This window comes from Methylopila capsulata (assembly GCF_016907975.1).
GTDB classification, from domain to species: Bacteria; Pseudomonadota; Alphaproteobacteria; order Rhizobiales; family Methylopilaceae; genus Methylopila; species Methylopila capsulata.
This window is the reverse complement of record NZ_JAFBCY010000003.1, coordinates 929,915-952,994: the sequence shown is the minus strand read 5'-3', so window position 1 is coordinate 952,994 and position 23,080 is coordinate 929,915. Positions and strand designations below refer to the sequence as shown.

29 protein-coding genes and 1 tRNA gene are annotated in these 23,080 nt (G+C 70.5%); 22 read left to right on the top strand and 8 right to left on the bottom strand.

Going from position 1 to position 23,080, the window contains the following annotated elements; genetic code table 11:
* Positions 1 to 7 precede the first annotated feature (7 nt).
* The 7 genes from JOD31_RS15715 to JOD31_RS15685 all read left to right on the top strand — a co-directional run bounded on the left by JOD31_RS15715 (position 8) and on the right by JOD31_RS15685 (position 6,035).
* Positions 8 to 424, top strand: a complete 417-nt coding sequence (locus JOD31_RS15715) for an arsenate-mycothiol transferase ArsC (RefSeq protein WP_204951358.1) — start codon at positions 8 to 10, stop codon at positions 422 to 424.
* Positions 425 to 851: 427 nt separating this feature from the next.
* A complete protein-coding gene (gene infA, locus JOD31_RS15710; protein ID WP_020186778.1) occupies positions 852 to 1,070 on the top strand; it encodes a translation initiation factor IF-1 in 219 nt (72 codons plus the stop codon).
* A 66-nt stretch (positions 1,071 to 1,136) separates the two neighbouring features.
* Positions 1,137 to 1,760 (top strand): Maf family nucleotide pyrophosphatase, encoded by a 624-nt coding sequence (locus JOD31_RS15705; RefSeq protein ID WP_204951357.1) that lies wholly within the window; start codon positions 1,137 to 1,139, stop codon positions 1,758 to 1,760.
* Positions 1,761 to 1,766: 6 nt separating this feature from the next.
* Positions 1,767 to 1,994, top strand: coding sequence for a DNA gyrase inhibitor YacG (gene yacG / locus JOD31_RS15700; protein ID WP_204951356.1), 228 nt, complete (start codon positions 1,767 to 1,769; stop codon positions 1,992 to 1,994).
* A 378-nt stretch (positions 1,995 to 2,372) separates the two neighbouring features.
* Complete coding sequence (locus tag JOD31_RS15695) at positions 2,373 to 4,538, top strand: calcium-binding protein (protein WP_204951355.1); 2,166 nt, start codon at positions 2,373 to 2,375, stop codon at positions 4,536 to 4,538.
* Positions 4,539 to 4,649: 111 nt separating this feature from the next.
* Positions 4,650 to 5,885, top strand: a complete 1,236-nt coding sequence (locus tag JOD31_RS15690; RefSeq protein ID WP_204951354.1) for an SLC13 family permease — start codon at positions 4,650 to 4,652, stop codon at positions 5,883 to 5,885.
* A 74-nt stretch (positions 5,886 to 5,959) separates the two neighbouring features.
* A tRNA-Phe gene (locus JOD31_RS15685) sits at positions 5,960 to 6,035 on the top strand.
* 65 nt (positions 6,036 to 6,100) lie between these two features.
* On the opposite strand, the gene JOD31_RS15680 is transcribed toward JOD31_RS15685, so the two are convergent.
* The gene (locus tag JOD31_RS15680; protein ID WP_204951353.1) at positions 6,101 to 6,787 is read right to left on the bottom strand and encodes a DUF2161 domain-containing phosphodiesterase; all 687 of its coding nucleotides are present in this window, start codon (positions 6,785 to 6,787) and stop codon (positions 6,101 to 6,103) included.
* Positions 6,788 to 7,023: 236 nt separating this feature from the next.
* Here JOD31_RS15680 and JOD31_RS15675 point away from each other — a divergent pair, with 236 nt between their 5' ends.
* Positions 7,024 to 7,329, top strand: a complete 306-nt coding sequence (locus JOD31_RS15675) for a hypothetical protein (RefSeq protein WP_204951352.1) — start codon at positions 7,024 to 7,026, stop codon at positions 7,327 to 7,329.
* Between the two features lie 201 nt (positions 7,330 to 7,530).
* The gene (locus tag JOD31_RS15670; protein ID WP_204951351.1) at positions 7,531 to 8,343 is read left to right on the top strand and encodes a metallophosphoesterase family protein; all 813 of its coding nucleotides are present in this window, start codon (positions 7,531 to 7,533) and stop codon (positions 8,341 to 8,343) included.
* Positions 8,344 to 8,379: 36 nt separating this feature from the next.
* Here JOD31_RS15670 and JOD31_RS15665 read toward each other — a convergent pair whose 3' ends face one another.
* Complete coding sequence (locus JOD31_RS15665; RefSeq protein WP_204951350.1) at positions 8,380 to 8,583, bottom strand: hypothetical protein; 204 nt, start codon at positions 8,581 to 8,583, stop codon at positions 8,380 to 8,382.
* Positions 8,584 to 8,589: 6 nt separating this feature from the next.
* Positions 8,590 to 9,183, bottom strand: a complete 594-nt coding sequence (locus JOD31_RS15660; protein ID WP_204951349.1) for an alpha-ketoglutarate-dependent dioxygenase AlkB — start codon at positions 9,181 to 9,183, stop codon at positions 8,590 to 8,592.
* A gap of 239 nt (positions 9,184 to 9,422) precedes the next feature.
* Between JOD31_RS15660 and dnaK the strand changes: the two genes are divergently transcribed.
* The 11 genes from dnaK (at position 9,423) to JOD31_RS15605 (ending at position 19,172) form a co-directional block, all read left to right on the top strand.
* On the top strand, positions 9,423 to 11,336 hold the full coding sequence (dnaK, locus tag JOD31_RS15655) for a molecular chaperone DnaK (RefSeq protein ID WP_204951348.1): 1,914 nt from the start codon (positions 9,423 to 9,425) through the stop codon (positions 11,334 to 11,336).
* 64 nt (positions 11,337 to 11,400) lie between these two features.
* Positions 11,401 to 12,258 carry an FkbM family methyltransferase gene (locus tag JOD31_RS15650; protein ID WP_204951347.1) on the top strand — a complete coding sequence of 286 codons (858 nt, stop codon included), beginning with the start codon at positions 11,401 to 11,403 and terminating at the stop codon, positions 12,256 to 12,258.
* A gap of 158 nt (positions 12,259 to 12,416) precedes the next feature.
* Positions 12,417 to 13,553 carry a molecular chaperone DnaJ gene (gene dnaJ, locus JOD31_RS15645; protein ID WP_204951346.1) on the top strand — a complete coding sequence of 379 codons (1,137 nt, stop codon included), beginning with the start codon at positions 12,417 to 12,419 and terminating at the stop codon, positions 13,551 to 13,553.
* An 87-nt stretch (positions 13,554 to 13,640) separates the two neighbouring features.
* Positions 13,641 to 14,264, top strand: coding sequence for a class I SAM-dependent methyltransferase (locus JOD31_RS15640; protein ID WP_204951345.1), 624 nt, complete (start codon positions 13,641 to 13,643; stop codon positions 14,262 to 14,264).
* 55 nt (positions 14,265 to 14,319) lie between these two features.
* The gene (locus tag JOD31_RS15635) at positions 14,320 to 14,901 is read left to right on the top strand and encodes an NADPH-dependent FMN reductase (protein ID WP_204951344.1); all 582 of its coding nucleotides are present in this window, start codon (positions 14,320 to 14,322) and stop codon (positions 14,899 to 14,901) included.
* Positions 14,898 to 15,605, top strand: a complete 708-nt coding sequence (pyrF, locus tag JOD31_RS15630) for an orotidine-5'-phosphate decarboxylase (RefSeq protein ID WP_204951343.1) — start codon at positions 14,898 to 14,900, stop codon at positions 15,603 to 15,605. Before JOD31_RS15635 ends, pyrF begins: the two co-directional genes overlap by 4 nt.
* A 71-nt stretch (positions 15,606 to 15,676) precedes the next feature.
* A complete protein-coding gene (locus tag JOD31_RS15625; RefSeq protein WP_204951342.1) occupies positions 15,677 to 15,970 on the top strand; it encodes a DUF1330 domain-containing protein in 294 nt (97 codons plus the stop codon).
* Entirely contained in the window at positions 15,877 to 16,494 is a 618-nt protein-coding gene (locus JOD31_RS15620) for a GNAT family N-acetyltransferase (protein ID WP_309299055.1), read from the top strand. The genes JOD31_RS15625 and JOD31_RS15620 overlap by 94 nt, the downstream gene beginning before the upstream one ends.
* A 110-nt stretch (positions 16,495 to 16,604) precedes the next feature.
* Complete coding sequence (locus JOD31_RS15615) at positions 16,605 to 17,795, top strand: pyridoxal phosphate-dependent aminotransferase (RefSeq protein WP_204951340.1); 1,191 nt, start codon at positions 16,605 to 16,607, stop codon at positions 17,793 to 17,795.
* A 107-nt stretch (positions 17,796 to 17,902) separates the two neighbouring features.
* Entirely contained in the window at positions 17,903 to 18,535 is a 633-nt protein-coding gene (locus JOD31_RS15610) for a response regulator transcription factor (RefSeq protein ID WP_204951339.1), read from the top strand.
* A gap of 25 nt (positions 18,536 to 18,560) precedes the next feature.
* Positions 18,561 to 19,172 (top strand): pyridoxamine 5'-phosphate oxidase family protein, encoded by a 612-nt coding sequence (locus JOD31_RS15605; RefSeq protein WP_204951338.1) that lies wholly within the window; start codon positions 18,561 to 18,563, stop codon positions 19,170 to 19,172.
* Between the two features lie 37 nt (positions 19,173 to 19,209).
* Here JOD31_RS15605 and JOD31_RS15600 read toward each other — a convergent pair whose 3' ends face one another.
* From JOD31_RS15600 to JOD31_RS15590, 3 genes are all read right to left on the bottom strand, one after another.
* Complete coding sequence (locus tag JOD31_RS15600; protein WP_204951337.1) at positions 19,210 to 19,512, bottom strand: hypothetical protein; 303 nt, start codon at positions 19,510 to 19,512, stop codon at positions 19,210 to 19,212.
* A 222-nt stretch (positions 19,513 to 19,734) separates the two neighbouring features.
* Positions 19,735 to 20,064 (bottom strand): hypothetical protein, encoded by a 330-nt coding sequence (locus JOD31_RS15595; RefSeq protein WP_204951336.1) that lies wholly within the window; start codon positions 20,062 to 20,064, stop codon positions 19,735 to 19,737.
* Positions 20,065 to 20,316: 252 nt separating this feature from the next.
* Positions 20,317 to 20,628, bottom strand: coding sequence for a hypothetical protein (locus tag JOD31_RS15590; RefSeq protein WP_204951335.1), 312 nt, complete (start codon positions 20,626 to 20,628; stop codon positions 20,317 to 20,319).
* Between the two features lie 457 nt (positions 20,629 to 21,085).
* On the opposite strand from JOD31_RS15590, the gene JOD31_RS15585 reads away from it, so the two are divergent.
* Together JOD31_RS15585 and JOD31_RS15580 are read left to right on the top strand one after the other, a co-directional pair.
* A complete protein-coding gene (locus JOD31_RS15585) occupies positions 21,086 to 21,508 on the top strand; it encodes a metallopeptidase family protein (RefSeq protein ID WP_204951334.1) in 423 nt (140 codons plus the stop codon).
* A gap of 70 nt (positions 21,509 to 21,578) precedes the next feature.
* Complete coding sequence (locus JOD31_RS15580) at positions 21,579 to 21,932, top strand: YkvA family protein (RefSeq protein WP_204951333.1); 354 nt, start codon at positions 21,579 to 21,581, stop codon at positions 21,930 to 21,932.
* Positions 21,933 to 22,023: 91 nt separating this feature from the next.
* Here JOD31_RS15580 and rpmF read toward each other — a convergent pair whose 3' ends face one another.
* Together rpmF and mtgA are read right to left on the bottom strand one after the other, a co-directional pair.
* Positions 22,024 to 22,206, bottom strand: a complete 183-nt coding sequence (gene rpmF / locus JOD31_RS15575) for a 50S ribosomal protein L32 (protein WP_020186752.1) — start codon at positions 22,204 to 22,206, stop codon at positions 22,024 to 22,026.
* Between the two features lie 150 nt (positions 22,207 to 22,356).
* The gene (gene mtgA, locus JOD31_RS15570; RefSeq protein WP_204951434.1) at positions 22,357 to 23,061 is read right to left on the bottom strand and encodes a monofunctional biosynthetic peptidoglycan transglycosylase; all 705 of its coding nucleotides are present in this window, start codon (positions 23,059 to 23,061) and stop codon (positions 22,357 to 22,359) included.
* Between the last annotated feature and the right edge of the window lie 19 nt (positions 23,062 to 23,080).

Below are 23,080 nucleotides of genomic sequence, written 5' to 3'. Positions count from 1 at the left end.
TCTGTTCATGTGCGGACAGAACGTCATCCGATCGCCGATGGCGGAAGCCCTGGCCCGCCATTACTTCGGCCGCTCGCTCTACGTCGCCTCCGCCGGCGTCAGGCCCGGCGAGAACGACCCTTTCGCGGAGGCCGCGCTCGACGAGGTGGGCCTCACGCTGGGCAAGCACCGCCCGCACACGCTCGACGACCTCGAAGACCTGAACTTCGACCTCATCATCACGCTTGCGCCGGAGGCCCATCACGCCGCGCTGGAGCTGACGCGCCGGTTGCCGGTCGAGGTCGAGTATTGGCCGACGATGGATCCGACGCTCGCGGCCGGCGGCTCGCGCGAGCAGACCATGGACGCCTACCGCGCCATGCGCGACAGCCTGATCGACCGCATCCGGGACCGCTTCCGCTACGCCGCCCCGGCGCGGGTGTAGCGGCCACGCCGCCGCCGCTCGCCCGAGCCGTCGCTGCGCGCCGGGCCGCCCCACGCCTTCGGCGCGAGGGGGGCTCCCGCGCGTCGCGCTAAGAGGGCGCGGGCGATCCCTCCCCTGGGACAGGGGAGGGTGGACGGGCGAAGCCCGGCCGGGTGGGGTGGGGCTCAGGACGAAGCTCCGCCGACGCCGTTTGACGTCCGAAGGCCCCCACCCGACCCGTCGCTGCGCGCCGGGCCACCCTCCCCACGCCTTCGGCGCGAGGAGGGATCCCCGCGTTCGGCTTTCGATGCGTCGCGAAGAAGGGCTCCTGTGTCGGACGAGTTGTGGAAACGCGTTATTTCCGGTATCAGGCGCTCTCCTAAGTCACGCTCCGATCGGCTGCGCCTGGATTTCAGGGGCGTCCAGCCGTCGCACTTGTCGAGATCACATGTCGAAAGAAGAACTGCTCGAGTTTCCGGGCACCGTGATCGAGCTGCTGCCGAACGCGACGTTCCGCGTCAAGCTCGAGAACGACCACGAGATCATCGCTCACACCGCCGGCCGCATGCGCAAGAACCGCATCCGCGTGCTCGCGGGCGACAAGATCCTCGTCGAGATGACGCCCTACGACCTCTCCAAGGGCCGCATCACCTACCGCTTCAAGTGAGCGCGGCGCGCAAGCGCCTGAGGGGCGAGCGCCTCGGGGGCGTGCGTCGTCCATGATCGACCGCCGATGACCGACCGCCCCAAACTCGTCCTCGCCTCCGCGAGCCCGCGCCGCCTCGCGCTGCTCGACCAGATCGGCGCCAAGCCCGACGCGCTGCTGCCGGCCTCGCTCGACGAGACGCCCGAGCGCAACGAGCGGCCGCGCACGCTCGCGCTGCGCCTCGCTGAAGCCAAGGCGCTCGCCGGCGCCGCGCTCGCCTCGCAGGACCCGGAGCTCGCCGGCGCCCTCGTGCTCGGCGCGGACACGGTCGTCTCGGTCGGCCGACGCATCCTGCCGAAGGCGGAGTCGGTCGAGGAGGCGGCGGACTGCCTGCGCCTGCTCTCCGGCCGCGCCCATCACGTCTCCACCGCCGTCTGCCTCACCACCCGCAAGGGCGCGCTGCGCAGCCGCCTCGTCGAGACGCGCGTGCGCTTCAAGCGGCTCTCGGAAGGCGAGATCGACGCCTACCTCGCCTCCGGGGAATGGCGCGGCAAGGCCGGCGCCTACGCCATCCAGGGTCTCGCCGGCTCCTTCGTCGCCAAGCTCAGCGGCTCCTACGGCGCGGTCGTCGGCCTGCCGCTGTACGAAACCGCCAACCTGCTGGTCGGCGAAGGCTATCCGCTGCACCGCGGCTGGCTGGCGAAGGCCTAGAGCGCCATGTCCGACGCGTCGACGCCCCCCGGCGACACGCCCCCGGCAGAGCCCCGGCCGTCGCCGCGGCCGTGCCCGATCTGCAAGAAGATGTCGCTGCCCGACTATCACCCCTTCTGTTCCAAGCGCTGCGCGGACATCGATCTGTCGCGCTGGTTCAAGGGCGTCTACGCCGTGCCGACCGCCGAATCCGAAGAGATCGAACGGCCGGCGGACGACGACGAGGACGCCTAGGACCTGACCGGCTTGGACTGACACCCGTCATGCCCGCACCGTTGCGGGGGTATCCATGACGTCTGCTCAAGCGCTCGACGTCCACGTCGTGGATGACCTGCTTCGCCGGTCATGACGCCGAGACTGTCAGAGACGGTCGCGATGCGCCCGCGCATCCTCGCCTGCCTCCAAAACACATCCAAACCCCCGCCGGCGCGGCTGCAATCCTCGACCGGAGGTCGTGATGTTTCGCGGCCATGGCCAAGCGGCCGGCGCTGGGTGCGTAATTCTACCTATTGCCAAAAACAGTCCAGAGGATGCGAATGGGCCGCGACGGCCGAGGGGCCGCGCTGAGGCGCACGTCTAAAACAAAGCAAGACGTTTCATCGGGGGATGAAAATGGCCACCTTTACAGGGACGGGCTCCGCTGACCGCATCACGCCGGCCAGCGTCACGGCAGGCGTCACGCCGGCGGGCGTTCGGCCCGGCGAGGACGCGGACAATCTCTACGGCTACGCCGGCAACGACACGCTCGACGGCGGCGGCGGGGCCGACTACCTCGCAGGCGGCGCGGACAATGACCGGCTCAACGGCGGGTCGGAAAACGACTCGCTCTACGGCGAGAGCGGCGTCGACGACCTGACCGGCGGCGAAGGCAACGACTACCTGGCGGGCGGCACGGAGGGCGACACCTACCGTTTCGACGCCGCGTCAGGGGTCGACCGGGTCGTCGAGGGCGTCAACGCCGGCGCCGACGCGCTGATCGTCGGCGGCGGCCTCAAGGCCGCGAACGTTAAGATCTTCATCGAGAACGACGACCTGCGCATCCAGTTCGGCGACAACGAGATCTTCGTCGAGGACCAGTTCGCGAGCGGGGTGGGGAGCAGCGCCCGCGTCGAGGAGATGCGCTTCTCGACGGGCGCCCCGATCGACCTCACCACCGTCCAGTCCGCCTGGCTCACCCGCACGGGGACCGGCCGCAACGAAACCATGACCGGCTCGATCTTCGCGGACACGCTGTCCGGCGCCGGCGGGCGCGACACGCTCTACGGCGGCGTCGGCGACGACCGCCTGCTCGGCGGCTCCGGCGACGACAACCTGCAGGGCGGCGCGGGCGTCGACAATCTCGACGGCGGCTCCGAGAACGACGTGCTCTACGGCGGCGCGGACGGCGACCGGCTGACCGGCGGCGCGGGCGACGACTACCTCGCGGGCGAGGCCGGCGCCGACGTCTATTACTTCAGCCCCGACTTCGGCCGCGACCAGATCTCGGAGGCCGTCAACGGCGGCGCGGACCTCATCCGCTTGAACGCCGGCGTCGACAAGGCCGACGTCGACATCTGGATCGAGGGCGACGACCTCTACATCTCCGACGGCGACGACAGCGTCCGCATCCTCGACCAGTTCGCGACCGGCGTCGGCGCCGACGCGCGGGTCGAGACGCTGCAGCATTCGGACGGCTCGCGCGTGAGCCTGAAGTCCGTCCAGTCCGCCTGGCTCGTGCGGGAGGGGAGCTCGGGCAACGACAATGTCTCCGGATCGATCTTCAACGACACGCTCAACGGCGCCGGCGGCTCCGACGTTCTCAGCGGGGGGGTGGGCGCGGACCAGCTGAACGGCGGCGTCGGCTCCGACACGCTGTACGGCGGCGCGGACGGCGACGCCTTGAACGGCGGCGACGAGGACGACGTGATCTACGGCGACGCCGGGGCGGACCTGCTGACCGGCGGCTTCGGCGACGACTATCTCGTGGGCGGCGTCGACAACGACGTCTTCGCCTTCTCCGAGGGCTTCGGCCGCGACACGGTCGTCGAATCCGTCGGGACCGGCACCGACTCGATCCGCTTCACGCCGGACATCTCCGGGGCGGACGTCTCGTTCCGCGTCATCGGCGACGACCTGGTGGTGAGCGTCGGCGAGGACCAGGTCACCATCCAGGACCAGTACGCCGCGGGCACGGGCGCCCAGGCGCGGGTGGAGCGCGTCACCTTCCAGGACGGCTCGTCCACCGTCTCGCTGACGACGCCGAACGCGGCCTGGCTGACCGTGAACGGCACGGCCGCCGGCGACTCGCTCGACGGCTCGATCTTCAACGACAAGCTGAACGGGCTCGGCGGCGCCGACTATCTCAACGGCGCGCTCGGCGCCGACACCCTGAGCGGCGGCACCGGCGCGGACACGCTCTACGGCGGCGAGGGCGCGGACGTGTTGAGCGGGGGCGCGGCGTCGGATCTGCTTTACGGGCAGGGCGGGGCGGACGTGTTCCGCTTCGACGTCGACCCGGGCGCGGCGGGCGTGGACTACGTCGGCGACTTCGTCCAGGGGACCGACAGGTTCTCGCTCGAGAACGCCAATTTCGTCGGGATCACCGCGGCGGCGACGCTGTCGGCCGGCTTCTTCCGGCTGGGGACGGCGGCGGGCGACGCCAACGACCGCATCATCTACGACGCGACCACGCGCTCGCTGTACTACGATCCGGACGGCACGGGCGCCGCGGCCCAGGTGCAGTTCGCGACGCTTGGCGGCGCCGTGACGCTGTCCAACACGGACTTCATCGTCACCTGAGACGCCATGGCGCGCCGGTCCCACGGCCGGAGCGCTGTCGCGCGGCGGCGGACGCGCTAGGTTGACCCTCGCGCGCCCGCCCCCTGGGCCGTCGTCCGCGGACCTCAGCCCTTGCCGTTCGACCTCACGACCGCCGCCGCGGTCCTCGTCTTCGTCGCGACCTATGGCGTCGTCGCCTTCGGCCGGGCGCCCTTCGTGCGGATCGACCGCGCGGGGGCGGCGCTCGCGGGCGGCGCGGCGATGGTCGGCCTCGGCGTGCTCACCCCGGAGGACGCCTTCGCCGCGGTCGACCACAACACCATCGTGCTGCTGCTCGGCATGATGATCGTGGTGGCGAACCTCAAGCTCTCCGGCTTCTTCGCGCTGGTGAACGCCGCCATCGCCGCGCGCGTCCGCCACGCTTTCACGCTGCTGGTCGCGGTCGCGCTGGCCGCGGGCGCGCTGTCGGCCTTCCTCGTCAACGACACGGTGTGCCTCGTCATGACGCCGCTCGTCATGGCGCTCGTCCTGAAGCTCAAGCGCAACCCGGTGCCCTACGCGATCGCGATCGCGATCGCCTCCAACGTCGGCAGCGTCGCGACCATCACCGGCAACCCGCAGAACATGATCATCGGCTCGCTCTCGGGCGTGCCCTACGCGACCTTCGCGGCCACGCTCGCGCCGGTGGCGGCCGCGGGCCTCGCGCTGACGATCGTCTTCGTTGCGGTGGCGTTCCGCCGCGAGTTCCTCTCGAACGGCGCCTTCGCGCCGGCGGACGACGAGGCGGCGGCCGCGCGGGCGCAGGTGAACCGCCCGCTCGCGATCAAGACCGGGCTGGTGGCCGCCGCCATGGTCGCGGCCTTCTTCCTGGGCGCGCAGATCGCGACCGCCGCCATCGTCGCCGGCGCCGCGCTGCTGCTGACGCGCCGGGTGAAGCCCGCGCGCGTCTGGGCCGAGATCGACTGGCCGCTGCTGGTGATGTTCGCAGGCCTGTTCGTGGTCACCGCGGGCGTCGAGAAGGCCCTGATCACGCCCGACGTGGTGAAGGCCGCGGGCCGCCTCGCGCTCGACGACACGGCCGTGCTCAGCCTCGTCACCGCGGCGCTGTCGAACGTCGTCAGCAACGTGCCGGCGGTGCTGGTGCTGGAGCCCTTCGTGAAGGGCCTCGCCGACCCGCAGCGCGCCTGGCTCGTGGTGGCGATGGCCTCGACGCTCGCGGGCAACTTCACGCTGGTCGGCTCGATCGCCAACCTGATCGTCGCCGAGCGCGCCCGCGCCTTCGGCGTCGACGTCGATTTCTGGACCTACTTCAAGGTCGGCGCGCCGCTGACGCTGGCGACGATCGCCGTCGGCGTTTTCCTGGTGTGAGGGCGCTGGACAGGCCGGAAGCTGTTCCCTATAAGGCGGCTCGCTCCGCCGCGCCTCGGCTTGGTGGAGCCCCTGCCCGGGTAGCTCAGTTGGTAGAGCAGCGGACTGAAAATCCGCGTGTCGGTGGTTCGAGTCCGCCTCCGGGCACCATCGCCTTTCTAGGCGATTGAAGTCCCACAGTTTTCAATGACGTCTGTCCCGCCGCATCGCGCGGGTCACTCCGCCGCTTCGGCGGACTCCGGCCCCGCGTCGCCGTCCTGCGGCCAGCGCGTGAGCGCGGCCCGCCCGGCGTCGGTGAGGCCGTAGAGGCCGCGGTCGATCCGGACGAACCAGCCGTAGACGTTCGCCCGGAGGATCGTCGCCGCCTTCGGCGCGGCCGCCTTGAGGTCGCGGGGCCGGACGGAGGCCGCGCTCATGGCGGCGGCGCAGAGCAGCGCCTGCTGGCGGTAGGCCGTCATGATGGGCACGCGTGAGCCGCCCCCGACCGCAGGGTCGCCGCGGCGGCGGTTGTGCTCGTCGACGAGGCGCGAGCGGCGCTTGGGGTCGCGGCGCGGCGCCGGCGCGGCCGGGCTGAGGATGATCTGGACCTCGCCCCGCGCCGTCACCCCGAGCAGCCCGAACCCCAGCCGGCGGCACAGGTCCCGAAACCGCCGGTCGTGCTCCCGGCCGCCCCGGCCGCGGCCGATCGTGGCCGCGAGCCAGACCTCGTCGCAGGCCGCGGCGCGGTCGACGCCCTGCAGCACGAGGTCGAGGTTGAAGCGCTGCTTCAGCTCGCAGATCACGACCAGCGGCGGTTCGCCGTCCCGCAGCGCCAGCAGGTCGCAGCCGCCGATCTCGCCCTTCACGGCGAAGCCGAGGGTCTCGAGGAAGGTTTTGACGGGCGGGTAGAGCGTGGTCTCCATCGCGGCAGGATAGCCGGTTTGCGGGGCTCGGTTCACCCGCCGCTGCGGCTCGGAACTCTCCCGGTGCGCCGATCGTTCTTTTGCGAGGGCAAAAAAGGGCGAACGGCCGACCTGAAGCGATCAAGGCCCGCGTCGAAACCGCACGGCTTCCGGGACGACTCGTTCCGGGACGCCAGGAGCGGGCTCAGCGCGGCCTGGCGCTTCGGCCTCAGTCGCCGCCCAGGAGGAGAACGACCGTGAAGAGCTTTGACATCGACGCCGTCGCCCGTCCGCTGGGCGCTGTGTGCGCCGCCGCGGCGTTCGCCGTCGGACTGGCCGGCGCGCCCGCGCTGGCCCAGACGACGGTGATCACGACCGATCCGCCCGCCGAATCCACCTCCAAGACCAAGGTGGAGGACGACGGCATCGAACGGACCACCAAGACCAAGACGGAAAACCCCGACGGGTCGGTGACCCGCTCGAAGACCACTGAGCCGAGCGGCGGCTCCTCCACGACCACGATCGAAGAGCCGCCGTCCACGACGGTCGTCGTGCCGCGCTGAGCTGCAGCTGAGCGCTGCTGGAAAGGGGGCCGGCCTTCGGGCGAACGGCCCCCTTTTCATGCGGGGCGAGGCGCGCCGGGAAGACCCGACGCACGACGATGCGGCTGGCGCGTCGGCGCGGCCTGTGGTGATAAACCCCACGCCGCCCACCTGACTCTCCCGTTCATCGCGCGCCCCGCGTCGCGCGCAGGAACGCCTGCGATGAAACTTCACGCCATCAGCGACCTGCATCTCGCGGCCGAGGCGAATCGGGCGGCGCTGGCCGAGATCCACGCGCGGCCGGACGATTGGCTGATCCTCGCCGGCGACGTCGGCGAGACCGAGGCGCATCTGCAGTTCGCCTTCGACGCGCTGCAGCCGAAGTTCAAGCGGCTGGTCTGGCTGCCGGGCAACCACGAGCTCTGGGCGCTGCCGTCGGGGACGCCGCTCCGGGGCGTCGCGCGCTACGAGCGTTTCGTCGCGCTCTGCCGGGCGCGGGGCGTGCTGACGCCGGAAGATCCCTATCCTGTGGAGACCTTCGGCGGACGCACGGTGCGGATCGCGCCGCTGTTCACGCTCTACGACTACAGCTTCCGCCCGGACGACGTGGCCCGCGACGAGGTCGTGGCCTGGGCGCGGGAAACCGGCGTCGGCTGCGCCGACGAATACCTGCTGCGGCCCGACCCCTATCCCGACCGCGACGCCTGGTGCCGCGCGCGCTGCGCGGAGACCGAAGCGCGGCTGGCCGAGGCCGCTGCGGACGGCGGCCCGCTGGTGCTCGCCAACCACTGGCCGCTGGTGGAGGCGCTGGCGCGCGCCCCGCGCATCCCCCGCTTCGCGCCCTGGTGCGGCACGCGCCTGACCGCCGACTGGCACCGCCGGTTCAACGCCTGCGCGGTCGTCTCCGGCCACCTCCACCTGCGCTCCGAGCGTCGGATCGACGGCGTGCCGTTCCACGAGGTCTCGCTCGGCAACCCGCGGGAGTGGCAGGGTCGCCGCGCGCCGGACGAGTGCGTGCGGCTGATCCTGGGGTGAAGCGCGGCTCTGCGACGACAGGTCCACACGTCGACGCTACTCGCCGAACAACGCCATGAGAGCGAACAGCACGAGCATCGCGCCGAACAGCGGTCCGAACAACCGGAGTGTCGGACCAAGGTGCTCTTCGCTCCATTTTGTGGTTATGCCGTCTTTCATGTCGCCGAAACGGGCCGAGAGCGCGACAATGAAATAGATCACTAGAAGCAGAAGCGGGATGAAGAAGATCTCGACGGGCATGGGATCCTACCGCGCCGAGACGCGGCGGAGCGTGAGGTTGATGCGGCCGCCGCGGGGCAGCAGGTCGGAGGTGCCGGCGAGCACGCGGTCGACGCCGTGGAAGGCGAGGCGGCTCTCGCCCGCGAGCGCCATGGCGTCGCCGGAGGTGAGCCGGAACGAGCGCGTGGGATCCGAGCGCGCCGTCCCGCCGATGCGGAAGGTGGCGGCGTCGCCAAGCGACAGCGAAACCACCGGGGCGTCGAGGTCCTGCTCGTCGCGGTCCTGGTGCAGTCCCATTTTCGCGCCGGGCTCGTACCAGTTCAGAAGACAGGCCTCCGGCGGCAGGTCGTAGCCGCCGACCTCGCGCCAGGCGTCGAGCAGGAGGTCGGGGATCGCGGGCCAGGGCGCGCCGGTGACGGGGTGGGTCGGCTGGTAGCGGTAGCCGCGGTCCTTGTCGGAGACCCAGCCGAGAGGGCCGAGGTTGGTCATCCGCACCGAGAACGGCTTGCCCGTGCGCGGCATGGTCGGCGTGAACAGCGGCGCCTCGGCGACGGCCGCGCGCAGCAGCGCGAGCAGGGCGCTCTGACGCTCGGGGTCGAGGTAGCCGGGAATATGCTTCATCCGCCGTCCAGATAGCGGGGCGCGACCGCAAGACCAACGCCACGGCCGCCTCACGCCGGCGTCATCTCTCGCCTTGCGGCTTATTGGGCCTCTCCTTATATACCCGCCGACCCGCGGAAACCGCGGAATTTCCAAGGGACCGACGGGACGTGAGGGGCGCTCGCCCGGAGCGTTTCGCGTCAGGCCGCTACGGGGCCGGTTCGGTCCGCTTAACGCGTTAGAGAAGAGGAATGGGACACATGGGCAAGGTCATCGGGATCGACCTCGGAACCACCAACTCCTGCGTCGCCGTGATGGACGGGGGGCAGGCTCGGGTCATTGAAAATTCGGAAGGCGCGCGCACCACGCCGTCGATCGTCGCCTTCGCGGACGGCGGCGAGCGTCTGGTCGGCCAGCCGGCCAAGCGCCAGGCGGTGACCAACCCCGACAAGACCTTCTTCGCGGTCAAGCGCCTCATCGGCCGCCGGTTCGAGGACCCGACCGTCGAGAAGGACAAGAAGCTCGTCCCCTACAAGATCGTGAAGGGCGGCGACGGCGACGCCTGGGTCGAGGCCGACGGCAAGTCGTACTCCCCGGCGCAGATCTCCGCCTTCACGCTGCAGAAGATGAAGGAGACGGCCGAGGCCCACCTCGGCCAGAAGGTCGACCAGGCGGTCATCACCGTCCCGGCCTACTTCAACGACGCCCAGCGCCAGGCCACCAAGGACGCCGGCCGCATCGCCGGCCTCGAGGTGCTGCGCATCATCAACGAGCCGACGGCCGCCGCGCTCGCCTACGGCCTCGACAAGAAGACCGCCGGCACCATCGCGGTCTACGACCTCGGCGGCGGCACCTTCGACGTGTCGATCCTCGAGATCGGCGACGGCGTGTTCGAGGTGAAGTCGACCAACGGCGACACCTTCCTCGGCGGCGAAGACTTCGACATGCGCCTCGTCAGCTACTTCGCGGACGAGTTTAAGCGCGAGCAGGGGATCGACCTCCGCAACGACAAGCTCGCCCTGCAGCGCCTGAAGGAAGCGGCCGAGAAGGCCAAGATCGAGCTGTCGTCCTCGGCGCAGACCGACATCAACCTGCCCTACATCACCGCCGACGCGACCGGGCCGAAGCATCTCACGCTGAAGCTCTCCCGCGCCAAGTTCGAGAGCCTTGTGGACGATCTCGTCCAGCGCACGATCGAGCCGTGCAAGGCGGCGCTCAAGGACGCGGGTCTTTCGGCGGGCCAGATCGACGAGGTGGTTCTGGTCGGCGGCATGACGCGCATGCCGAAGATCCAGGACGTGGTGAAGCAGTTCTTCGGCAAGGAGCCGAACAAGGGCGTCAACCCGGACGAGGTCGTCGCCATCGGCGCCGCGATCCAGGCGGGCGTGCTGCAGGGCGACGTCAAGGACGTGCTGCTGCTCGACGTGACCCCGCTGTCGCTCGGCATCGAGACGCTCGGCGGCGTGTTCACGCGCCTGATCGACCGCAACACCACCATCCCGACCAAGAAGAGCCAGACCTTCTCGACAGCGGAAGACGGCCAGACCGCGGTGACGATCCGCGTGTTCCAGGGCGAGCGCGAAATGGCGGCGGACAACAAGATCCTCGGCCAGTTCGACCTCGTCGGGATCCCGCCCGCGCCGCGCGGCATGCCGCAGATCGAGGTGACCTTCGACATCGACGCGAACGGCATCGTCAACGTCGGCGCCAAGGACAAGGCCACCAACAAGGAGCAGCAGATCCGCATCCAGGCCTCGGGCGGCCTGTCGGACGCCGACATCGAGAAGATGGTGAAGGACGCCGAGGCCAACGCCGAAGCGGACAAGAAGCGCCGGGCGCTCGTCGAGGCGAAGAACCAGGGCGAGGCGCTGATCCATTCCACCGAGAAGACGGTGGCGGATCTGGGCGAGAAGGCCCCGGCCGGCGACAAGGCCGCGATCGAGGCCGCCGTGGCCGAACTCCGCACCGCCCTGGCCGCAGAGGACGTCGAGGCCATCCAGGCCAAGACCAACGCCCTGATGCAGGCGTCGATGAAGCTCGGCGAGGCGATGTACGCGCAGGGGCCCGAGGGCGCCGAGGGCGGCCCCGAGGCGGGCGCCGCCAACGGCCAGCCGAAGGATGACGTCGTCGACGCCGACTTCGAGGAAGTCGACGACCGCAAGAAGTCGGCCTGATCCGCTCCCGAGGCGGCCCGCTGTCCGTGACGGACAGCGGGCCGCCCGTCGCGATTGCCCCGACATGACGGACGCCGTCCAGACCGACCCTCCCTATGGCGCGCATCGTCCCCCGCGCGTCGTCGAGACGCTGCGCGCGCTCGGATCGCGCGTTCCGGCCAACGCGGCGGGTCTCCGTCTCGCATCCCTGCTGCGGCAGATCTGCTTCGCGGCGGGCGCAGGTCCCTACGACGTCGAAGTGTTCCCCTCGGTCCACGCGCGGCTCCGCCCGGCGACCAACCGGACGGAAAAGCGCGTGTTCCTGGCGCCCCATCTCTGGGACGCCGAGGAGCGCGGCCTGCTCGAAGGGGCGGTGCTGGAAGGCGATCCCGAGGCGGAAGCGACCTTCGTGGACGTCGGCGCGAACGTCGGCTTCTACGGGCTGTCGCTGGCTTCTGTCGCCCGCCGCGCCGGACGGCGTCTGCGGGTGATCGCGATCGAGCCCGACCCGACCAACCGGGCGCGGCTGGCCGCCAACGTCGCGGCGAGCGGGCTGGACGTGACGATCGATCCGTCCGCGGTCGGGCGTGAGCCGGGCGCGGCCTTCCTGATCGAGCACGCCCGCAACCGCGGCGAGGTCCGGCTGGTCAACGACGCCCGAGGCGACGGCGTGGAGGTCGAGGTGCAGCCGCTGCCGGTGATTCTCGCACGGCATGGCGTCGTCTCCGTCGACGCCATGAAGGTCGACGTCGAGGGCATGGACTTCGAGGCGCTTGCGGGATTGTTCGAGCAGGCGCCCGCCGCGCAACTGCCGCGCATGCTGGTGGTCGAGGTCGGGCGCACCGCCGCGGAAGCGGGGCCGATGCTGCAGCTGCTCGCCTCGAATGGCTACCGGATCGCGGCGCGAACCCGGCTCAACGTGGTCGCGGCGCGGTCGGTTTAGATGTTCGCGGCGGCGCCCAAGCTCAATGGGCGCGCGCCAAGCGCCGCCTCCTGATCTGGCGTCGCTCTCTTCGCGGTCGAAACGCAGCGTTCTTGCGGGTCGACCTTCATGACTTTATCTAGCCGTCCTGTCGGGTGCGGTCCAAAACTGGTGGCGGAATGGCGAAACGCGACTTCTACGAGGTTCTCGAGGTCGAGCGCACGGCGAGCGACGCGGAGCTGAAGGTCGCCTATCGCAAGGCGGCGATGCGCTGGCATCCGGACCGCAATCCGGGCGATCAGGCGGCCGAGGCCAACTTCAAAGAGATCAACGCGGCCTACGACTGCCTGAAGGACGCGGACAAGCGGGCGGCCTACGACCGCTTCGGCCACGCGGCCTTCGAGCAGGGCGGCATGGGCGGCGGCGGTCCGCGCGGCGCGGGACCGGACATGTCGGACTTCATGTCCGACATCTTCGACTCCTTCTTCGGCGGCGGCGGGGGGCAAGGGCGCGGCCGATCGAGCAGTGGGCGCGAGCGCGGCGCCGATCTCCGCTACAACATGGAGATCACGCTCGAGGACGCCTTCGCCGGCAAGACCGCGCAGATCCGCATTCCGACCAGCCTCGCCTGCGAGGCCTGCTCCGGCACCGGCGCGAAGCCCGGCTCGAAGCCGCGCCAGTGCGCCACCTGCGGCGGCGCCGGCAAGGTGCGCGCCAGCCAGGGCTTCTTCCTGATGGAGCGGACCTGCCCGACCTGCCAGGGCCGGGGCGAGGTGATCGACGACCCCTGCGACGCCTGCGGCGGCGCCGGCCGCATCACCAAGGAGCGCACGCTCGAGGTCGCGATCCCGGCGGGCGTCGAGGACGGCACCCGCATCCGCCTGTCGGGCGAGGGCGAGGCGGGCCTGCGCGGCGGCCCGTCGGGCGACCTCTACATTTTTCTGTCGCTCGAAGACCATGCGCTGTTCCAGCGCGACGGGGCCGATCTCTACTGCCGGGTGCCGATCGCGATGACGACGGCGGCGCTCGGCGGATCGTTCGAGGCGCCCACCATCGACGGCGGCCGGACGCGCGTGAAGATCCCCGAGGGCACCCAGTCGGGCATGCAATTCCGCTTGCGCGGCAAGGGCATGCCGATCCTGCGCTCCAAGGATTTCGGCGACATGTACATCCAGGCCGTGGTCGAGATTCCCCAGAAGCTCTCGCGCAAGCAGCGCGAGTTGCTGGAGGCTTTCGCCGCGGAGGAGTCCGAGGCGAACCATCCGGAATCGACCGGGTTCTTTTCGCGTGTGAAAGAGTTTTTCGGCGGAGCGTGACCTTCCGGCGCTTGTCACATAAGCGCGATCCTGATCATCGTATGACCGTCGTCTCGCCTTCGTGTCGTCACCGGAGCCTCGTCGTCCATGCTTGAGCCCGCAAGGCGCTCCCCTCGCCGCGCAGACGCTCGCCCCAAGGGCATCGATCTCGCCGACGAGGCGCGGTTCTTGAAGTCTTGGTTCGACAAGCCGCTTGTGACCGGCGCGGTCAGCCCCTCGGGCAAGGGCCTCGCGCGCATGATGGCGCGCTACGTCGATCCGGACGAACCGGGCCTGGTGCTGGAGATCGGCCCTGGCACGGGTCCGGTCACGGAAGCGCTGCTCGAGCGCGGCGTCGCGCCCGAGCGGCTGGTGCTGGTCGAGTTCAACCCGGAATTCGTGACGCTCCTGCGCAAGCGCTTTCCCGGCGTGACGGTGGTGCAGGGCGACGCCTACGCCGCGCGCCAGACGCTCGCCGGCGTGCTGGAGCAGCCGCTGACGGCGACGGTGTGCAGCCTGCCGCTGCTGACCAAGCCCATCCGCCAGCGCGTCGCGCTGCTGGAGGACTGTTTTCATATGTCCCGCCCCGGCGCGCCGTTCATCCAGTTCACCTACGGCGTCGTGCCGCCGATCCCGCGCGAGGCGATCGGCGAGACGACCGCGGCGGGCTCGCCGCGGGTGTGGCTGAACCTGCCGCCGGCGCGGGTGTGGATCTACCGCCGCCCGGCCTGATCCCCCGACGACGCCGTTCCGACACACGCCGCACGACCGCTGGAAGGAAGACGCTATGGCCGCGCCGAAAATCGTCGTGCTCGCGGGATCGATCCGCACCGGCTCGCTCAACGAAAAGCTCGCGGCCGTGGTCGCGCGCGCGCTCGAGGACGCCGGCGCGGAGACCACCCACATCTCGCTGAAGGACTACCCGCTGCCGCTCTACGACGGCGACCTGCAGGCGCGCGAGGGCGTGCCGGACGCGGCCAAGGCGCTGGTCGACCTGTTCCTCGCGCAGCACGGCGCCTTCGTGGCGAGCCCGGAGTACAACGCCAGCTTCCCGCCGCTGCTGAAGAACGCCTTCGACTGGATGTCCCGCGTCAGCGTCGAGGGCAAGCCGCCGTTGCCCGCGTTCAAGACCAAGGTCTTCGCGCTTGGCTCGGTCACCAACGGCGCGATGGGCGGCTACCGCGGCCTGACGCAGCTGCGCGCGATGATGGAGCTCGGGCTCGGCGCGCTGGTGCTGCCGGAGATGGTGTCGGTGGGCAACGCGGCGGATGCCTTCACCGATGACGGCCGGCTGTCCAACCCCCGCACCGCCGACTTCATGGCGTCGGTCGTGGCGCGGCTCGTCACGGAAGCGGGGCGCCTGGCGTGACGGAGACGCTCGACCCGCGCGACCGGTTGATCGTCGGCCTGGACCTCCCCACCGTCTTGGACGCCGAGGCGATGGTGGCCCGGCTCGGCGACGCCGTGACCTTCTACAAGATCGGCTACGAACTCTCCTTCGCCGGCGGCCTGGTGCTGGCGGAGCGGCTGGCGGGCGCCGGCAAGCAGGTGTTCGTGGACCTGAAGCTCCACGACATCGGCGCCACGGTGGAGAAGGCGACGCGGCAGGTCGCCAAGCTCGGCGCGGCGATCCTCACCGTGCACGCCTACCCGCAGACCCTGCGCGCCGCCGCGGCGGGCCGGGAGGGGTCGCCGATGAAGGTGCTCGGCGTCACTGTGCTGACGTCGTGGGACGCGGCCGACGTGAAGGAGGCCGGCTTCCGCGAAGGCCCCGAGGCGCTGGTCGCGCGGCGGGTGCGGCAGGCCCGCGAGGCCGGCGTCGACGGCGTGATCTGCGCGCCGACCGATCTCGCCGCCGTCCGCCGGATCGCGCCTTCGCCGTTCCTCGCGGTGACGCCCGGCGTGCGGCCGGCCGGCGCGGCGCTCGGCGACCAGAAGCGCGTGGCGACCCCGGCTGAGGCGATCCGCGCCGGCGCCGACCGCCTCGTCGTGGCGCGGCCGATCCTCTCGGCGGAGGATCCTCGCGCCGCCGCCGAGGCCATCGTGGCCGAGATCGCCGCTGCGGCGGGTTGATTCTCGGGCCGGGCGGCGTATCCCTGCGGTCCCCGCGCGAGACGCCGCGCCGGAGCCAGGAGACGCCTTTCATGCCCAAGGGCTATTGGATCGTTCGCATCGACATCACGGACCAGGCCGGCTACGACGCCTACCGCAACGACAACGCCGAGGCCTTCGCTAAGTACGACGGCCGGTTTCTCGTGCGCGGCGGCAAGCTCGAAGCGCTCGAGGGCGAGGCCCGCGCCCGCAACGTCGTGATCGAATTCCCGTCTTACGAGCAGGCCGTCGCCTGCTGGAAGTCGCCCGAGTACCAGCGCGCCAAGGCCAAGCGCGACGGCGCGGTCGAGATCGACCTGATGGCGATCGAAGGCTACGAGGGCTGAGCGCCCCGCGCGGATTTCGGCTGCGGGACGGCCGGGACGACGACCCGGCCCCGCTCTGCGCGCTCGAAGCCCGCGCCGACCATCTGTTCCGGACGGTCGGCATCCCGCTTCCGCCGGACGGCGCCCTCCCGCCCGAGGAGCCGCTCCGGCGGGCGCTGGCCGACGGGCTGTTGCTCGTCGCCGAGGTCGAGGACGGCCGGACGGCGGGCTTCGTCGCCGCCGCGCCGCTGGACGCGGCCCTCCACGTCTTCACGATCGCCGTCGATCCCGCGCATATGCGGCGCGGGCTCGGGCGCGCGCTCATGACGGCTGCGCTGGAACACGCCGCGTGGGCGTTCTGGCCCGCCGTGACGCTGACGACCTTTCGCGACGTGCCCTGGAACGCCCCGTTCTACCGCAGCCTCGGCTTCCTTGCGGCGGACGACGCGCTGCTCGCGCCGGGCCTCGCCGGCGTCCGCGCCCGCGAGCGCGCGATCGGCCTCGACGCGCTGGGACCCCGGCTCGCCATGGCGCGCCTGCTCTGAGGCCGCGACGCCGGCGTGATGGTTTCCGTCACGGATATTCATCCCCGGCCGCGCCGCCCCGCGGGTAAGGTGCGGCGGTCCGCAGCTCCAGAGACCGACATTTCTCCGCCATGACCTCGTCTTCCCTGTTCGCCGCCCTTGCCGAGCCCGCCCGCCGCGCGCCCAAGAGCGGCATCGTCGAAGTGTTCAACTACGGCCGCGGCCGCGAGGGGCTGATCCCGCTGTGGGTGGGGGAGGGCGACCTGCCGACGCCGGGCTTCATCGCCGAGGCGGCCTCGGCGGCGCTCGGCGGCGGCGAGACCTTCTACACCTGGCAGGCCGGCGTGCCGGAGCTCCGCGCGGCGCTCGCGCGCTACCACGCCCGCCTCTACGGCGTCTCGGAGGACCACACGCGGTTCTACGTCACCGTCGGCGGCATGCAGGCGATCCAGATCTCGATCCGCCTGGTGGCGGGGGCCGGCGACGAGGTGATCGTGCCCACCCCGGCCTGGCCGAACTTCGCGGCGGCGGCAGGCGTCGGCGGCGCGAAGCCGGTGCAGGTCCCCATGAGCTTCGGGAACGACGGCTGGACGCCGGACATCGAGCGGCTGGAGGCGGCGGTCACGCCCCGCACGCGGGCGATCCTCGTCAACTCGCCGTCGAACCCGACGGGCTGGGTCGCGAGCCTCGACGACCTCAAGAACCTGCTCGCGCTCGCGCGGCGCCACGGGCTCTGGATCGTCGCCGACGAAGTCTACGGCCGCTTCGTCTACGCCGGCGGGCGGGCGCCGTCGTTCCACGACGTCGCCGATCCCGAGGATCGCATCCTCTACACCAACACCTTCTCGAAAAACTGGGCTATGACCGGCTGGCGGATGGGCTGGATCGAGGCCGATCCCTCGCTCGGGCCGACCATCGAAAGCTTGATCCAGTACTCGACCTCCGGCGTGCCGCCGTTCCTCCAGCGCGGCGCGGTGGCGGCGGTCGAGCAGGGCGATCCCTTCATCGCGCGCCAGATCGAGCGCGCCGCGGAGAGCCGGGCGGCGCTGGTCGAGGCGCTGTCGGCCACCGGCCGGGTGCGCTACGCGGAGCCCGCGGGCGCGTTCTACCTGTTCGTCGCGATCGACGGCCTGCCGGACACGCGCGCGCTCGCCCTCAGGCTCGTCGACGAAGCGCTCGTCGGAGTGGCCCCCGGAACCGCCTTCGGCGCCGGCGGCGAGGGCTTCCTGCGGCTCTGCTACCTTCGCGAGCCCGCCCAGGTGGCGGAAGCGGGGACGCGGCTCGCCGCATGGATCAAGCGCGCCGAAACGCCCCGGATTTAGAAGGGTATCGGCGTCGCCCGCTTGCACTCTTCCTTTTCTTCCCGCAGAAGTTCGGGACTGAGTAATTCGACGTATGCTTTAGGAATGGGGAGCGTCGGCGTAAACCTATGGCAGTCTCCCGAGGGGCGCGGCGGCGGATCTTCATCGTCGACGACGACGAGGCGATCCGGGACGTTCTGACCGCGGCCTTCGAGGCCGACGGGTTCGAGGTCCTGGCGTTCGCGGACGGCGCGGACTTCCTGGAGCGCGCCGAGCGTGAGACGCCCGCCTGCGTCCTGCTGGACGTCATGATGCCGGGCCTGTCGGGGCTCGAGATCCTCAAGCGCCTCAACCAGCGCCACTACGCGGCGCCCGTGTTCATCGTGTCCGGCTCCGGCGACATCCCGATGGCCGTCGAGGCGATCCGGCATGGCGCGCTCGACTTCATCGAGAAGCCGTTCGATCCCCTGAGGATCGTGGACCGCGTGGTCGAGGCGCTCGCCGCGAGCGGCGCGCGCGCCGAGGCGCGGGTGGAGGGCGGCTCCCACGTCCTGGTGAGCGATCACCTCACGCCGCGCGAGCGCGAGGTGCTGTCGCTGGTCGCCGCCGGCCAGTCCAACAAGGAAGCCGGCCGCGCGTTGGGGATCAGCCCCCGGACGATCGAGGTGCATCGTGCGCGAATCATGGAAAAGATCGGCGCGAAGAACGCCGCCGATCTCGTGCGCATCGTGATGTCGTCGACGTCGGGCGAACGCCGCTGACGCTTTCCCCGCCGATGAGACGCGCATGAGCACGATCACCACCCTCGCGGAGCTCGATGCCATCTACGGCCATCCGGCCGAGGCCTCGCTCGTCAAACAGGTCGCTCGCCTCACCCCGGAGTACCGGGCGATGATTGAGGCGTCGCCCTTCGTCGCGCTCGCCACCTCCGGTCCCGAGGGGCTGGACTGCTCGCCGCGCGGCGACGGCCGCGGCTTCATCCGGGTGGCGGACGACGCGACGCTCATCCTGCCGGACCGCCGCGGCAACAATCGCATCGATTCCCTGCGCAACCTGCTCGTGGATCCGCGCGTCGCGCTGCTGTTCCTGATCCCCGGCTCCGGGGTGACGCTCAGGGTCAACGGCCGCGCCGCGATCTCGGCCGACGCCGAGCTGCTCGCGTCCTTCGCGGTCGACGGCGCCGCGCCGCACACCGCTTTGGTCATCACGATCGAGGCGGTCTACTTCCAGTGCGCGCGCGCGATCATGCGCTCCGGCCTCTGGGACCCGAGCACCTTCGTCGCGCCGGGCGCCCTTCCGACGCCCGGCCGCATTCTGGCGACGATCAGCGCCGACCGCATCGGCGGCGAGACCTACGATCGGGAGTGGCCGGCGAAGGCCGCCAAGACGCTGTGGTGAGCCGCCGTCGCGGCGCCCGCGTCCGGCGGCTCCGCGGTCACCAGCCGTCGTTGCGGCGGCAGGTTTCGACGCGCTTGTCGTAGGGACCATAAGGTCCCCATTCCCGAACGGTCCGCACCCGGCACACCTCGCGCGGAGGCGCGCGATAGACCGGCGCCGGCTCGTAGTAATAGGCGCGGCGCGGCGGGTAGTACGCGGGCGGAGGCGGAGGGGGCGGCGCATAATAGTGCCGCGACGGCCCGACGCCGAACTCGAAATAGGATCCGGCGGACGCCGGAGCAGCCGACAGCGCGGCTCCGCAGACGATCGCTGCGGCCGCTCCCAGAACCAGAACTTTCATCTCACGATACTCCCCAAGACATGGACGGCGTCTCATGCCCCACAGCTGGGGACGATCGATTCCCGTCATGGCGAAATCACGGCAAGTGCTCGGCGACGTGAAGACCATGTCTAAAACTTTTTGCGGGGAATGTGTCGGGCCGATAGACAGCAAAAGGCCCGGATCGGCGAGCGATCCGGGCCTTTTTATTAACAGGCGTTAAGACCTACTAAGATCAAGCGGTCACGGGTTGACGCGGACCGTGAAGCCGGGGCGCGGGGCCGGACGATAGTACGGGCGGTCGTTCCGGTAGACGCGGCGGTCGTAGACCCGGCCGCCGTTGCCGTAGACGCGGCGCTGGCCGTAGCGGTTGGGCGTGCACTGCTGCGTCTTGGTGATGCGCGTCACGCCGTTGCGGCGCACGGACTTCGTCACGGTGCGGCAGGCGACCTGGTCCACCAGGCTCGGCGCCACGACGACGCCGACGGGCGCCAGCGGGGCGGCGGCGGCGGGAGCGAGGCTGAGGCCGCCGAGGCCGAGAGCCAGGCCGGCCGACAAGATCAGACCCTTCATGCGAATACTCCTCGGTTCACGTCATCGCCACGTGCGGCGTGGCGTCTTATGGGATTTATCGTCGCTCGAAAGCGATGAACTTGATCTGAGATCGACGTTCATCCGCCGTTCACGGGCGGACGTCCGCCGTCGAACCCGAAAGCAGATAGCGCGCCGTGCGCGCCGGACAGCAGGACTTAAGGCCACAGGCCTTGTTTACGCAAAAGAAACGCCCCGGCGGGGCCGGGGCGTTTCAAGCAAGATAGGGTGGGCTTACTGACCGATTCGGATGTTGAATCCAGGCCGCGGATCGTAGCGGCGGTCCTCCACATAGCGACGGTCGCGGTGGCGGCGGTCACGATCGTCGCGGTAGGCGCGGCGGTCGTTGTTGCAGACCTGCTTGCGCTCGATGCGGGTCACGCCGTTGCGGACCTTGCGGGTTTCGACGGTGCGGCACGCGACGTCCGTGACGAGCGGCGAGGTCGCCACCGGCGCCCTGGTCATCACGCCTGCGGCCGAGGCGGGCGTGAGCGAAAGCGCGGCGAGGCCTGCGGCGAACGCGGTCGAATACAGAATGGTCTTCATAGGTGTTTCTCTCCGGTTTGTTCTTCAGCAGATTAATTTGGACCGCCGGCTCGTCGCCGCTTGATGCAAGCCATCGTTCCGCAGTTCATGGAACGCGGCGCTCAGATCAGCGTCGACCCGCGGGCGCGCTAGCCCGCCGCGAGGCGTTTTAGCTGCAGCGGCCGGCGTGCGTTATTGAGTTCTCGTATGCGATAAACTGTTCCAGATTGGTAACCGTTCCAAAAAGGTTCAAGAAAATGCGACGAGACGACTCGCGGGACTCACGCGCAGACCTTCGCCCCAGCGAGGATCTGTTCGGCGGTTCGACGGCGCAGGGGACGGGCTCCGGCCCCTCGGGCGCGCCCGAGGATGCGGTGGAACTCTGGGCTCGGCGGTTCGGGCGCGGGCTTGCTATCCTCGCCTCGGTCGCCCTGATCGCATGGGCGCTCGCAACCTATGGCGTTCCGGGAGGGTAGGAATGACGACGATCGACTGGGCCGCGCTGGCGGCGCCGAGCCTCGCCGACCTCGAGGCGATCGCGCACGAGACGCTGTTCGGGCTCCCGCTCTCGCTCCGGGAGCTGGCGGACGGCGTGGTCATCCAGATCGATGACTTCCCCACCGAGGAGGTGGTGCGCGAGCTTGGCGCGGAGAGCGAGTTCGACCTGCTCGGGCTGTTCACCGGGATCGGGCTGGCGCAGGGAGCCGCCGTCGCCCAGACCGGGCAGATGCCGAACGTCATCCATCTCTACCGACGTCCGATCCTGGACTACTGGGCGGAGCACGAGGAAACGCTCGGCGCGATCGTCGCGCACGTCATGATCCACGAGATCGGGCACCACTTCGGGCTGTCCGACGAGGACATGGAGGCGCTCGAGGAGAAGGCGGCCGCCGAGGCTTGATCGCCGGAAGGTGCGGGGCCACCTTGTCCCACGATGGGCCGCACATGGGGCCCGATCGAGGAGACGAGGCATGGACGCAGGCACGACCGGCGGGTTCGAGCGCGACGCCTCGCGGGTGAGCCGCGAGTTCTGGCCCAAGCTGAAGAAGGTGGCGCGGTCGATCCCCTTCGCGGAGGACGCGGTCGCGGCCTACTACTGCGCCTTCGACCGCGAGACGCCGCTGCACGTGCGGGCGACGCTGATCGGCGCGCTGGCCTATTTCGTGCTGCCCGTGGACGCCGTGCCGGACTTCCTCCCGATCCTCGGCTTTGCGGACGACGCCAGCATCCTTGCGGCCGCGATCGCCAACGTGCGGATGCACATGACCGACCGCCACCGTGACGCCGCGCGCCGGGCGCTGGCCGAAGACCCCGACGTCGCCTGATCGGCTGAAACGACGAACGCCCGGCGCAAGGGGCCGGGCGTGACGCATATCTCGATGTCGGGTCCGGGGACCCGGACCTCCTCAGAAAGCCTCAGGCTTCCTTCGGGGTCAGGATCTGGCGGCCGCGGTACATGCCGGTCTTCAGGTCGACATGATGCGGACGGCGCAGCTCGCCCGAGTCCTTGTCCTCGACATAGGTCGGGGCCTTGAGCGCGTCGGCCGAGCGGCGGTGGCCGCGCTTCATCGGGGAGGTCTTTCGCTTCGGAACGGCCATGTCATTCACTCCGTCGGATCTGGTCGCAGCGCTTGCGCGCGCGCGGATGTGCGGGCGGAGCGTCGCGCCGCCTTAACTCAGGGGCGGGCTTATAGCGGCATCATGCCGGAAACGCCAGCCCCCTCGCCGGTGAATGGCGCCGATCGACGCTCAGCGGGCGAGACAGCCCGTCAGCCCCGCGGCGCCTCCCGCGCGGCGGATGATGACGGAGGCGAGCGTCGAGGCGTGGCGGCTCGGCCGCTTGGGGTCGCGCAGCACCGGGTTCGGCAGCGCGGCCGTCATCACCGCCGCCTGGCGGGCGCTCAGGCGGGCGGCGCTCTTGCCGAAGGCGCGGCGGGCGCCGGCCTCGGCGCCGAACACGCCGTCGGGCCCCCATTCCGCGATGTTGAGATAGACCTCCATCACCCGCCGCTTGGACCAGACGAGGTCGATCCAGTGCGCCAGCACGATCTCGAACGGCTTCCGCAGATAGGCCGCGCCCTGCCAGAGAAAGAGGTTCTTCGCGACCTGCATGGTGATGGTGGAGGCGCCGCGGCTCGGGCCGCCGTCGCCGCCCTGGTCGAGCACGAGGCTGATCGCCTGCCAGTCGACCCCGGCGTGGGCGCAGAAGCGCGCGTCCTCGGAGACGATCACCGCCCGGGGCAGGGCGGCCGACACGTTTTGCAGCGGAATCCAGGTCCGCGTCACCGGCCTGAGCGTCAGCCAGCGCGCCAGCATGGGCGTCGAGACCGGGGGAACGACCGTGTAGATCAACGTGAGGACGAAGGGCGCCGCGGCGATCACGACCAGCGCCAGCACGGCTTTGCGGAGGAGCGAGGGCCGCCCGCGGACGGCCGCCGTTCCAAAGCCGTACATTGCCGCCATCTACGCCGTC

Excerpts from the sequence above, each read along its gene's own strand:
- JOD31_RS15585 (WP_204951334.1), top strand. The coding sequence starts at position 21,086 with ATGACGACGATCGACTGGGCCGCGCTGGCGGCGCCGAGCCTCGCCGAC.
- JOD31_RS15615 (WP_204951340.1), top strand. The coding sequence starts at position 16,605 with ATGACCTCGTCTTCCCTGTTCGCCGCCCTTGCCGAGCCCGCCCGCCGC.
- JOD31_RS15595 (WP_204951336.1), bottom strand. The coding sequence starts at position 20,064 with ATGAAGGGTCTGATCTTGTCGGCCGGCCTGGCTCTCGGCCTCGGCGGC.
- rpmF (WP_020186752.1), bottom strand. The coding sequence starts at position 22,206 with ATGGCCGTTCCGAAGCGAAAGACCTCCCCGATGAAGCGCGGCCACCGC.
- mtgA (WP_204951434.1), bottom strand. The coding sequence starts at position 23,061 with ATGTACGGCTTTGGAACGGCGGCCGTCCGCGGGCGGCCCTCGCTCCTC.
- JOD31_RS15600 (WP_204951337.1), bottom strand. The coding sequence starts at position 19,512 with ATGAAAGTTCTGGTTCTGGGAGCGGCCGCAGCGATCGTCTGCGGAGCC.
- JOD31_RS15650 (WP_204951347.1), top strand. The coding sequence starts at position 11,401 with ATGACGGACGCCGTCCAGACCGACCCTCCCTATGGCGCGCATCGTCCC.
- infA (WP_020186778.1), top strand. The coding sequence starts at position 852 with ATGTCGAAAGAAGAACTGCTCGAGTTTCCGGGCACCGTGATCGAGCTG.
- JOD31_RS15605 (WP_204951338.1), top strand. The coding sequence starts at position 18,561 with ATGAGCACGATCACCACCCTCGCGGAGCTCGATGCCATCTACGGCCAT.
- JOD31_RS15635 (WP_204951344.1), top strand. The coding sequence starts at position 14,320 with ATGGCCGCGCCGAAAATCGTCGTGCTCGCGGGATCGATCCGCACCGGC.
- JOD31_RS15610 (WP_204951339.1), top strand. The coding sequence starts at position 17,903 with ATGGCAGTCTCCCGAGGGGCGCGGCGGCGGATCTTCATCGTCGACGAC.
- dnaJ (WP_204951346.1), top strand. The coding sequence starts at position 12,417 with ATGGCGAAACGCGACTTCTACGAGGTTCTCGAGGTCGAGCGCACGGCG.
- JOD31_RS15590 (WP_204951335.1), bottom strand. The coding sequence starts at position 20,628 with ATGAAGACCATTCTGTATTCGACCGCGTTCGCCGCAGGCCTCGCCGCG.
- JOD31_RS15660 (WP_204951349.1), bottom strand. The coding sequence starts at position 9,183 with ATGAAGCATATTCCCGGCTACCTCGACCCCGAGCGTCAGAGCGCCCTG.
- JOD31_RS15580 (WP_204951333.1), top strand. The coding sequence starts at position 21,579 with ATGGACGCAGGCACGACCGGCGGGTTCGAGCGCGACGCCTCGCGGGTG.
- dnaK (WP_204951348.1), top strand. The coding sequence starts at position 9,423 with ATGGGCAAGGTCATCGGGATCGACCTCGGAACCACCAACTCCTGCGTC.
- JOD31_RS15625 (WP_204951342.1), top strand. The coding sequence starts at position 15,677 with ATGCCCAAGGGCTATTGGATCGTTCGCATCGACATCACGGACCAGGCC.
- JOD31_RS15695 (WP_204951355.1), top strand. The coding sequence starts at position 2,373 with ATGGCCACCTTTACAGGGACGGGCTCCGCTGACCGCATCACGCCGGCC.
- JOD31_RS15670 (WP_204951351.1), top strand. The coding sequence starts at position 7,531 with ATGAAACTTCACGCCATCAGCGACCTGCATCTCGCGGCCGAGGCGAAT.
- yacG (WP_204951356.1), top strand. The coding sequence starts at position 1,767 with ATGTCCGACGCGTCGACGCCCCCCGGCGACACGCCCCCGGCAGAGCCC.
- JOD31_RS15715 (WP_204951358.1), top strand. The coding sequence starts at position 8 with ATGTGCGGACAGAACGTCATCCGATCGCCGATGGCGGAAGCCCTGGCC.
- JOD31_RS15680 (WP_204951353.1), bottom strand. The coding sequence starts at position 6,787 with ATGGAGACCACGCTCTACCCGCCCGTCAAAACCTTCCTCGAGACCCTC.
- JOD31_RS15665 (WP_204951350.1), bottom strand. The coding sequence starts at position 8,583 with ATGCCCGTCGAGATCTTCTTCATCCCGCTTCTGCTTCTAGTGATCTAT.
- JOD31_RS15705 (WP_204951357.1), top strand. The coding sequence starts at position 1,137 with ATGACCGACCGCCCCAAACTCGTCCTCGCCTCCGCGAGCCCGCGCCGC.
- JOD31_RS15640 (WP_204951345.1), top strand. The coding sequence starts at position 13,641 with ATGCTTGAGCCCGCAAGGCGCTCCCCTCGCCGCGCAGACGCTCGCCCC.